At 60.9% G+C, this 951-nt stretch carries 1 pseudogene; it reads left to right on the forward strand.

The features are described 5' to 3' along the window. Nucleotides 1-893: pseudogene (locus tag MPRO_RS02035) on the forward strand (NAD-glutamate dehydrogenase domain-containing protein); the annotation flags it as partial. Nucleotides 894-951 lie beyond the last annotated feature (58 nt).

The raw sequence follows: 951 nt of genomic DNA on the forward strand, positions 1-951 counted from the left end.
GTGGGCTACGGGATACACACCGTAGGGGGACGTGGCCACCGTCGGTGGTTTATAAGGGACAGAACTGTACCAACCTGATCTGCAACCGCATGGGTTCAACCCTTGTCACCTATCTGCGCAGCGAATCCCACTGCAGCGCACTGGATGCGGTGCGTGCCTGGATGGTCGCCCATCAGCTGCTGGACATGCCCGCAATCTGGCGTGAGCTCGAGTGCTTTGAAAGCCAGCTCGACGACAGTCTGTTCCGCCGCCAGCTGCTGCGGATCCATTCGCTGCTCGAACGCACCAGCCTCTGGGTGCTGCGCACCCACGGCAACAACCTGAATATCACCGACCTGCTGGCACGCTACGGCAGCAGTGTCACCGAGGTGAGCGATGTGCTGCTGCCCTACCTTGATGCCGCCGAGCAGGAACACCTGCAGCACGAAGGTCAGACCCTGCAGAACGCAGGCCTTCCCCCTGCCCTGGCCCAGCGCCTGGCGACGCTGCCCAACCTGTCCCGCGGGCTGGAAATAGTCGCGCTCTGCCTGAAAAGTGACCAGGACAGCAAGACGGCGAGTCGCGTCTACTTCACTCTGGAGCAGCATCTGGAACTGAGTCCGCTGCGCAAAATGATTCTGGCGCTGCCCGAGCGAGACCTGTGGCAGCGCAAGGCCCGCCGCGCCCTGTCACTGGAAGTTGATGGCGCCCTCGCCCAGGCCTGCGCAGCAGTACTCAGCGGCATAAAAAACTGCGATGATCTGGATCAGCGCCTGCAACACTGGCAGGCCCAGAGCAGGCCCATCCTGCAACACCTGCAACAGCTGTTTAGTGAAATACGCAGCAGCGACACACCGGACCTGCCCATGCTGTCCGTCGCCGTGCGGGAACTGAGCAACCTGCGCAATCTGTAATGGAATTATTTGAGAGGACAGCCATGACAAGTACACCGGTAAACCGGCAAACCTTTGA

The organism is Marinobacterium profundum, assembly GCF_001528745.1.
GTDB classification, from domain to species: Bacteria; Pseudomonadota; Gammaproteobacteria; order Pseudomonadales; family Balneatricaceae; genus Marinobacterium_A; species Marinobacterium_A profundum.